Source organism: Pseudoduganella sp. RAF53_2 (assembly GCF_052113985.1).
Lineage (GTDB): Bacteria > Pseudomonadota > Gammaproteobacteria > Burkholderiales > Burkholderiaceae_D > Rugamonas.
The window spans coordinates 1-10480 of the sequence record NZ_JBFRDW010000148.1 but is presented as its reverse complement, the minus strand read 5'-3'; the positions used below and the strand labels follow the sequence as shown (position 1 = coordinate 10480).

Annotated in this window: 2 protein-coding genes; both read right to left on the bottom strand. The window is 64.3% G+C overall.

Annotated elements, in window-relative coordinates; translation table 11 throughout:
* On the bottom strand, nt 1–1740 hold a 1740-nt coding region (locus tag AB4Z11_RS11200; protein ID WP_442025327.1), incomplete at its 3' end, for a leukotriene A4 hydrolase C-terminal domain-containing protein.
* 67 nt (nt 1741–1807) lie between these two features.
* Nucleotides 1808–10354 carry a GH36-type glycosyl hydrolase domain-containing protein gene (locus AB4Z11_RS11195; RefSeq protein WP_442025326.1) on the bottom strand — a complete coding sequence of 2849 codons (8547 nt, stop codon included), beginning with the start codon at nt 10352–10354 and terminating at the stop codon, nt 1808–1810.
* Between the last annotated feature and the right edge of the window lie 126 nt (nt 10355–10480).

Below are 10480 nucleotides of genomic sequence, written 5' to 3'. Positions count from 1 at the left end.
CTTCAGCATCGCGCCATACAGCGGCACCACGAACTTCTGGCGGCCCACATGCATCAGGAATACATTCAGCGGATCACGCACGTTGTAGCCCGCATGCACGGACGCCAGGTAGAAGCGGAACGCGATCTCATTGTTCTGCGATGTGCGCAGGCTATACGCTTCGTCCAGTTCCTTCAGCTGCGCGACATTGGCTTTCTGGTCGATGTCGTTCAGGAAGTGCATCCACTCCAGCGCGATCCAGTCCTTGGCGCCCAGTTCGATGGTCGGCAGCTCCCCCTTCAGCCACGCATCGCGCCTGGCGTCCAGCGCGGCCAGACGCGGCGAGGCAATGTGCTGGGCGCTGGCCGGAATGCCGGCGCCATACAGCCACTCATCCAGCTCGGCATCGCTCATCGCTTCCGGATGCTTCTCCAGCAGGTTCTTGCGCAGGTAAGTCACGAACTGCTCGGTGGTCGCGGACTGGAAGGCGTGCTGGTCGAACCAGCCGCGCAGGAATGGGTCGAACACGTCGCGGCCCACGCGGTCTTCCAGCGTGTGCAGCAGCCAGGCGCCTTTCGGATAAGCCAGGCCTTCGTCGGTGTAGTTGGCGGGGTTGGTGTCCGGATCACGCGTCAACAGCGACTGCTTGGCGGCCGGGATTTCCTTCAGCGAGGCCATGGCTTCTTCCTGCTCCACTTGCAGGTTCATGTCCGCCACTTCCTTGCCGTACAAGGCTTCCACGATGCGCGTGGTGACGTAGGTGGTGAAGCCTTCGTTCAGCCACCAGTGCTTCCACGATGCATTCGTCACCAGGTTGCCGGACCAGGAGTGCGCCAGTTCATGCGCGATCAGGTCGTTCAGGCTGCGGTCGCCGGCAATCATGGTCGGCGTGAGGAAGGTCATGCGCGGGTTTTCCATGCCGCCGATCGGGAAGGATGGCGGCAGCACCAGCATGTCGTAACGTCCCCAGCGATATGGGCCGTACAGGGATTCGGCAGCGGCCACCATTTTCTCGGTGTCCGCCAGCTCGTAGGCGGCAGCTTCAATGCGGCCTGGCTCCGCATACACGGCGGTGCGCGGCCCCAGATTGCGCAGTTCCAGTTCGCCGACGGCAATCGCCAGCAGATAGGATGGAATCGGCTGCGGCATGCGGAAATTCCAGCCGCCTGCGCCAGTCGCCTGCTGGTCGCCTTCAGCGCTCATCACCACGCGCATGCCTTGCGGCGCCTGGATGCGGGCGCTGTAGGTGAAGCGCACGGCCGGCGTATCCTGCACCGGCGCCCAGGAACGCGCATCGATCTGCTCCGACTGGCTGAACATGAAGGGGCGCTTGCCGGACAAGGTCTGCGCAGGCGTCAGCCATTGCAGTGCGCTCGCGGTAGGCGCGGTGTGATAATAGATGCGGACTTTTTCCGGCTGCGTCGCCAGCGCAATGCGCAGGGCCTGGCCCTTCTTCGCATCGGGACGATCCAGCATGTATGAGGCAGCACGCCAATGGYCGCTCGCATCCAGCGTCTGCACGCGCGCGATGCTCAGCTGGCGCGTATCCAGCACCAGGCTTTTGGCATTTTTATCAAGCCAGTTCAGGCTCAGTTCCGCATAACCATCGAGCGTCTTGCGCGCGAAATCGGCTTTCAGGTCGAGGTGCAGGTCGGTGGTGCGGACCTGGTCGTAACGCGCGTAGCTGAGCGGGTCCTGGGCCATTGCAGGCAAGGCCGCCACGCCGAGCAGCGCGGCGGCGATCGGGTTCAGTCTGAGCATGATTCCTCTTTTAGTAATGCGCCTGCTCCACGGCAGGCGCGGGAGAGGATAGCACAAAGCCCTCTCCTCAGCGGGGAACGCGGACCTCGACTTCGTGCTGGCCGTCGGTGGCTGTGAGCGGGATTTCAGCGGGCAGTATGCCGTCGCCGCGCACCACGCGGATCTTGTAGCTGGCGTTGCCGTGGCGGTAGCTGAGGGTGAAACCTTCCCAGTCGGCAGGGATGCGCGGCGACATCAGCAGCTTGTCCGGCTGGCGCGTCAGGCCCAGCAGGGATTCCACCATCAGGCGATACATCCAGCCGGAGGAGCCGGTGTACCAGCTCCAGCCGCCGCGGCCTACGTGCGGCGACACCGCATACACGTCGGCCGTCACGACGTAAGGCTCGACCTTGTAGAGATCCGGATGATCGCCGTGCTGCACGGGATTAATCATGCGCATCAACTCCCAGGCCTTCTCGATCTCGCCCAGCTTGGCGAAGGCCATCACGGTCCAGATGGCGGCGTGGGTGTACTGGCCACCGTTCTCGCGCACGCCCGGCACATATCCGCGGATATAGCCCGGATTCAGCGGCGATTTGTCGAACGGCGGATCGAGCAGCTGGATCAGGCCGAAGTCGCGCCGCACCAGGCGTTGGTCGACCTGCGCCATGGCGCCTTTCACGCGCTCCGGATCGGCAGCGCCGGACAGCACGCCCCAGCTCTGGGAAATCGAGTCGATCTGGCATTCCTCGTTCTCGTGCGAGCCGAGCGGCGTGCCATCGTCGAAATAGGCGCGGCGATACCATTGGCCGTCCCAGGCATTGGCTTCGATGTTCGCCGCTATCTTGTGCGCCTCCTCGCGGCATTCCTTGGCGAAGGCGTCGTCATGGCGCAGCTCCGCCACTTCAGCAAAGCGCTGCAGCACATCGATCAGGAACCAGGCCAGCCACACGCTCTCGCCCTTGCCTTCTTCGCCCACCTTGTCCATGCCATCGTTCCAGTCGCAGGAACCGATCAGCGGCAGGCCGTGTACGCCGAAACGCAGGCCGTTGCGGATGGCGCGCACACAATGCTCGTACAGGTCGCCCTGCTGCGCCGAGCGCGCCGGCATATCGTAATAAGAATCCTCTTCCGGTTTGACCGGACGGCCTTCCAGATAATGGGCTTTCTCGTCCAGCACCGACATATCGCCGGTGGTGGACACATAGCGCCATGCCGCCAGCGGCAGCCACAGATAGTCGTCCGAGCAGTGGGTGCGCACGCCGCGGTCCGATGGCGGGTGCCACCAGTGCTGCACATCGCCTTCCACGAACTGGTGGGCCGCGCACAGCAGCATGTGATCGCGCAGGATCTGCGGCTGGGTATGCACCATGGCCATCGCATCCTGCAGTTGGTCGCGGAAACCGAAGGCGCCGCCGGACTGGTAGTAGCCGCTGCGTGCCCACATGCGGCAGGCGATGGTCTGGTACATCAGCCAGCCGTTGGCGATCAGATCCAGCGCCGGTTCCGGCGTTTCCACCTGCACGGCGCTCAGCACCTTGTCCCAATGCGTGCGTACGGCATCCAGCGCGCCCACGGCCGCCTCGCGGCCGCCGTGGCGCGTGGCCATGGTCGATGCGTCTGCATTGCGGCGGCCGCCCATGCCCAGCACGAAGGCGATGGTGCGCTCTTCGCCCGGCAGCAGATCGAACGGCGCATTGATGGCTGCGCAGGAATCCAGGCCGGTACCCGCCTTGCCCGACAGACGTACGCGGCGCATGGCGGCCGGATTGGCCAGGCTGCCGTTGCGGCCGATGAACTCGGTGCGGTCGCAGGTCACGGTGCGCTGAGTAGCGTCCGCATTGAAGAAGGCGACGCGGCCGGAGAACTCGGTGTTGTAGGCGTTTCGCGCAAACAGCGCGCCGCTGACAGGGTCGATTTCGGTCACGAGGTGCATGCCCGATTTCGAACGCATATCGCCCAGCACCCACTCCACATAGCCAGTGACGGACAGGCGGCGCGGCACCGGCGACTCATTGCGCACGGTAACCAGGGTATAACGCACCGGCGCGTCCAGCGATACGAAGGTGGTCAGTTCGCTGGTGACGCCCGCCTCGCTGTGTTCGAACACGCTGTAGCCGAAACCGTGGCGCGTAACGTAGTCGCCCGTGCCGCGCGCCGGCAGCGCCATCGGCGACCAGAAGCGTCCACTCTGCTCGTCGCGGATGTAGAAGGCCTCGCCACTCAGGTCCGAGACAGGATCGTTATGCCATGGCGTGAGGCGGAATTCGTGGGCGTTCTCTTGCCAGGTGTAGGCCTGGCCGCTTTCCGAGATCACGGCGCCGAACTGCGGATTGGCGAGGATGTTGGACCATGGTGCCGGCGTGCGCTTGCCCTCGGCCGTTACGATCACATATTCGCGGCCGTCGGACGAGAAGCCGCCCAATCCATTCTCCAGCTGAAGCCCTTGCGGCAGGCGCGTCGACGGCCCTGCGTCCTCATACTCGCCGCGCGAATCCGACAGCAGCGGCGGCATGCGCAGCGGCGGCGCGGCGCCGCGTTTGAGCTGATCCGCCAGCGTGCCGCGTTCATCGCTCAGCACCGCACGTGCCACGGTCTGCAGCAGGATGCGGTCTTCCGGCGAGATGCCTTCCAGCGGACGCACGAAGATGCCGCCCGGTCGGTCGATCGATTGCGCATCGAGGCCGGAGGCGATCAGGCCCATGATCATGTCGTGCAGGGCCTGGCGATAACCGGAGACATCCTCGTACCAGATCACCAGATCGACCACCAGCCCTTTCAGGCGCCAGTATGCGTGGGCCTGCACCAGCTGGCGCGCCAGCTCAATGTTGCTGGAATCGCGGATGGTCATCAGCACGATCGGCAAGTCGCCAGAAATGGCGTAAGCCCACAGCCCGGACTGGCCACGCTGGTTGCGCGCCAGGATGGACGGTTCGGCGCGCAGCGCAGCATTCGGATAGATGACGTGATTGGCCAGGCGGCCATACAGCTGCGCATCCGACTCGGTTGCATTCAGCTGGCGCAGCACGACCTGGCTGTGGGTCCAGGCCAGTTCGAACACGCGGTCGGCCATGTGGCGGTCCTGATATTTATCGATCAGGTGCTGGGCGCCGTCGCGGTTGTCGGCCATGCCGGTGACGATGTCGGCAATCGCAGCCATGCCCGGCAGCAGCACGATGCGGTAGCGGATCGCCACCACCGGATCGAGCACCGAGCCTTCGCTATTGGACAGCGCGCCCGGTTCGCGCAAGGCCAGCGGCGCCTGCGCGGTATTGCCGCGGCCGATGAATCTGGCGCGGTCCGTTTCGTAAGACACTTCCTTGACCTGCGCATCGTGCATGGTCATCACGTGCACCAGGTAAGGCGTGGACTCGCCCTTGCCGCGCGGACGGCGGGTGCACAGGATGGCGCTTTCGTCTTCCACAATCTCGGTCTGCACAAACAGCTTGCTGAAGGCCGGGTGGGCGGCATCGGCAGCGGCGGGCGCCATTACCACTTCGGCAAAGCTGGTCAGTTCGATGGTGCGCGGATGGCTGGAATGGTTGGTGATGCGCGTGCGGCGCATTTCGATATCGTCTTCCGGCGACACCACGATTTCCGTGTAAAGCTCGATGTCGTTTTCGGTGCGGCGGAATTCGGCGCGGCCTTCCGAGAAGATCACTTCCATGCGCTTGGGTTCAGCCAGCGTTGGCTGCCAGGTGGTGGACCAGGTCTTGCCATCGTCTACATCCTGCACGTAGCAGAAGTTGCCCCAGTTGTCGCGCGTGCTGTCTTCGCGCCAGCGCGTCACGGACAGATCCTTCCAGCGGCTGTAGCTGCCGCCTGCATTGCTGACCATGACGTGGTAGCGGCCATTCGACAGCAGCTGGGTTTCCGGCACCGCCGTATTGGCCTGGTTCAGGATGCGCATCGGCGCCACCTGTTCCTGCGAGGTTGGGCGCAGCGCCGCCGCCTGCTCGGCGCTGGTCGAATAGAAGGCGCCGATGCGCGGGCTGCGTTCCTGCAGCACCAGCAAGGTCGATTGCAGCAGCGGGTCGGATTCGAAGCGGCGCTGCATCGGGCGGTCATTCAGCACATAGTTCAGGGCCAGCAGGCCCATGCCCTGGTGGTGCACCATGAAGGACTTGACGATGGCGTGGTTCTGCCCGCGCGGCAGACGCGCCGGCGTGTAGTCCACCGCCTCGTAGAAGCCATAGCGCCCCATGAAGCCGAGCGTCTGCATCTTCTGCAGGTTCTGGCAGGATGCATCCGGATCGACCATCAGTCCCAGCATGGTGGCATACGGTGCAATCACCAGGTCTTCACCCAGGCCACGCTTGAGGCCTATGCCCGGCACACCGAAGGCACGGTACTGGTAATTCAGATTGGCGTCAGTGGTGTTGTAGCCGGATTCGGAAATCCCCCACGGCACGCTGCGCTGTTTCGCATACTCGATCTGGGCCGCGACCACGGACTTGTAAGTCTGATCCAGCAAAGTGCTCGGATAAGTCGGCATCACCAGCAGCGGCATCAGGTATTCGAACATGGAGCCGGACCAGGACAGCAGCACTGGCTGGCCGTGCACGATGCACAGCTGGCGGCCCATGGCGAACCAGTGCTCCTGCGGCAGCTGGCCCTGGGCGATCGCGACAAAGCTGGCGAGGCGGATTTCGGAAGCCAGCAAATCGTAGCAAGCCGCATCAAGGCGGCGGTCCGTCAGGTTGTAGCCGATGGCCAGCAGCTTGGTGGTTGGATTGAACAGGAAGGCGTACTCCATGCGAGCAAACTCGCAAGCCTGGTGCGCCAGCTGGGCCAGATGCTCCAGCCGGTCGCGGGCTGTGGCAGCGCCCGGCTTCACCAGCACTTCCAGCTGCTGCTGGCGTTCGCGTTCCGCCGGGGCGAGATCCGACAGCGCCGCGCCTTGCAGCGGATAGCCCGCCAGCTCGCGCAGCGTGGGGACGCGGTCCAGGCTCGCATCCAGCACAGCACCCGGCGCCGCGGACAACCATGGCGCCAGCGCATTCAGCTCGTCCAGCGCGCAGCGGCACTGGGTCGCCAGGGCGCTGGCCCACATGCGCAGCGTAGCGTCGCTGTGCACACCGGCCTTGGGCAGGAAGGCTTCCGCCTCTGCGTGGGCGCGCTGTAGCCAGGCCTGCATGCCGGACAGGGTTGCCGGGACCGGCATCGGTACGCTGGTTGCCTCCAGCAGGGACGCCAGCGACTCCACCGGCGTGCTGCCGGATGGCGCCACCGATTCCGCCGCCTCCTGCAGCACGGCGCGGGTGGTGGCAATGCCCTGCAGGACTTGCGCGCCAACGATGGGGCGGTCGGCGATGTCGTGCAGGCCCGCCTGCAAGGTGAGCAAGTGCCCCGCCAGATTGCCGCTGTCCACCGTCGAAATATAGATGGGATGCAGGGGCTTCATCGACTGGGTGTCGTACCAGTTGTAGAAGTGGCCCAGGTGGCGTTCCAGCTGCCCCATGCTGCGTAGCGTGTTCTCGCAGCGCGAAATCAGCTGGCAGGTGGGGATATAGCCGAAGTCCCACGCCGTCAGGTTGGCCAGCAAGGCCATGCCGATATTGGTGGGCGAGGTGCGGTGCGCGACAACCTGCGTCGGATGTTCCTGCATATTATCGGGCGGCAGCCAGTTGTCTTCCGGGCCGACAAAGGTATCGAACCATGCCCAGGTGCGGCGTGCGACCTTGTGCAGGAAGAGATTCTGCTCTTCCTTGAGTTCTGCCGGAATGCGCGGAATGGGAAGACTGATCCACCATGCCACGATCGGCGATATCAGCCATGAAACGAGGAAGATCACGCCCGCCTGGAAGGCATGCGGATGCCAGCGTTCCAGCGCCACGCCGGCCACGATCGCGAGCAGCGGCGACACCCACATGGTGCGCCAGTTGCTGGCCATGCTGGTGCCGGATTGCGCCAGCGCCGACGCGCGCCATTGCAGCAGATGCTTGTGCGAGAACCACAGACGCCACAGGGTACGCACGACGGCGTCCAGGCTTACATAAGCCTCGTAAGGCAGGAACACCAGCGTCAGAAGCGCATGCGCGAAGTGCAGGCCGGTGCGGCGAATGGATGCCGGCAGGTGCTGGCTCCACAGCGTATCCGACGATTTGGCGACCAGGTCCCACAGGCCCGCCACAATCGGCGGCACGAACAGAATGGCCAGTACCGCGCAAGTCCAGAACCATGGATGCGGCAGGGCGATAAAGGCCAGCAGCAGCGATACCGTCAGCACCGGCGGCACCAGGCTGCGGCGCAGATTATCGAACAGCTTCCAGCGCGACAGCGCGGACAGGGGATTCGGCTCCTTGGCGCCAGACGCCAGCCTCACGCGCCCCTTGATCCAGGGCAGCAGCTGCCAGTCGCCGCGTATCCAGCGCTGGCGGCGGCCGACATCTTCGCGGTAGCGTGCCGGATAATTCTCGTAGAGCTGGGCGTCGCTCAGCAAGCCAGCCCGCAGATAGCAGCCTTCCAGCAGGTCGTGGCTGAGAATGCGGTTATCGGGGAAGCGCTGGCCCAGCACCTGTTCAAAGACGTCCACATCGTAAATGCCCTTGCCGATGAAGGAGCCTTCCGCGAACACGTCCTGGTACACATCGGACACGGTGCGGGTGTAAGGGTCGATGCCCGGCTCGCCGCCGCACAGGCGCTCATAGCGCGAGGCATCTTCGCTGGGCAGGCTGACCGACACGCGCGGCTGCAGGATGCCGTAGCCCTCCACCACGCGCTGCTTGCGCGGATCGACGTGCGGACGGTTCAGCGGGTGGCACATGGTCGCCACGAACTGACGAGCGGAATCACGCGGCAATTGCGTATCGGTATCCAGCGTGATCACATAGCGGAAGGTTTCCAGGTCGGCAGTCTCGCCCACCACCACACTGAAACAATCGCGTGCGCCGCCGCGCAGGTAGCGGTTCAGATCCGCCAGCTTGCCGCGCTTGCGCTCGTGGCCCATCCAGGCACGTTCGGAAGGATTCCAGCGGCGCGGACGGTGCAGCAACAGGAAAGGCGCAGCGCCGCCGTTGGTGTACTTCTGGTTCAACCGCTCGATACAGCCGCGTGCCTGCTCCAGCAGGACAGCATCGGCAGGCAGGATCTCTTCCTGCGCATCAGCGAAATCCGTCAGCAGACAGAATCGCAGATTCTCGTCGCGGTTGGCAAGGAAGCGCACTTCCAGTTGCTCGCACAACTCGTCCACATTATCGCGGCTGAAGAGCAAGGTCGGCACCACCACCAGCGCCCGCGCATTGGAGGGAATGCCGCTGCGGAAGTCCATACGCGGCAAGGGTTTCGGCCGCACCATCTGGGTCGCCGCCCAGTTGACCAGGGCCAGCGCCAGCTGGCTGCTGCCCATCAGGCCCAGTACGCCCACCACCACGAGTCCCCAGTCATCCAGCCCGCCGCGCACAGCGCGTTCCAGCATCAGGGCCGTCAGCACGATAGAGATTGCGCCTATCGCGCCCAGGTAGGACGACAGTGGCGCCGCGCGCAAGGTCTTGCGCATGGACGCCAGCACGGGCAAACGCACCTCCACCTTTTTCTCCAGCAGCATCAGCCCACTGCCGACCAGGTAGAAACCCACGTGGCTATGGCGCGGATCGCTGTTGCCGTGCACGCGCGCCAGCTCGATCGCCTGCTGCGCCACTTCCTGCTCGCTCAGCGCCGAATACTTGGCGAGCTTCTCGATCACGTGGCGGTACTGGTCGCGCGTGACGAAGTCCATGTCGCCATACACATCGGCAGGATCGAGGCGCAAGGTCTGCTCGACCGCGCTCATGGTTTCGACGAATTCCTGCCAATCCATGGTGCCGAGGAAGCGCAGGCTGCCGATACTGTTGGAGATCGATACCTGTTCGGCGGCCTGCATGTGGATCTCGGCCTGGATCTGGGCTTCGATGGTTTGTCCCGTTTCAGCCAGACGATAAGTGATCCAGTTCAGCGCCAGCGTCAGAACCGGGCTCTGGCCTTGCAGGCGGCGCGCCAGCTCGGCGACAAAGGCGCTGGTGATGGGCGGCTCGGAGCGCGCCATATCAGCCACCAGCAAAATCAGTCCGCTCGGATTCTTGTCCGCRATTTCCACCATCTGGTCGGCCCAGCTGTTGGCGAGATCGCGCTGGCGCCGGTTCTCCGCTACCCGCGCAGCGACGCGGCGCAGATTCTCGATCAGCGCCAAACGCAGCATGATCGGAATCGCCCACAACTCGCCCAGTTTCAGCGGTGCGACTTCCTGATAGGCCTCGACAAAGCGGCTCAGGCTTTCCGGATCGACGCGGCCATCGCCGTGGGCAATGATTTCCAGCGCGATCTGATAAACGCGCGGGGTGCCGGTCGGCGCGCCTTTCGCGAGACGCGGCAGCTCCTTGCTGTAATCCTTCGGCAGGTGGCGGCGGGCAATGCGGATCTGCTCTTCGATCAGGTAGTAATTGTCGAGCAGCCATTCGGAAGCGGGCGTGATCTGGCGGCCTTCCTTGACGGTGGCCGTCAGCTCCTCGCAGGTGTTGCTGATGACGGAAGCGTTCTCGCTCAGACGCGACAGCAAACGATCGCCGCCGCCACGCTCGCTCAGCTGATGATTCTTGGCCAGCGCGCGGCCATGACCGGCCATCTGCTGGGCGCTGAAGAGCTCACCACGCAGAGGCATTTCGGCGCTGTCTGGGTCGGTACTGCCGGAGAGATTTTCTTTGAAGCCGGCACGAGCCGCCGGCCAAAGATAGGGGTGCTCTTTCAAGGGAGGCCTCGCTGTTCTTATTGCCGCGCAATGCAGAAG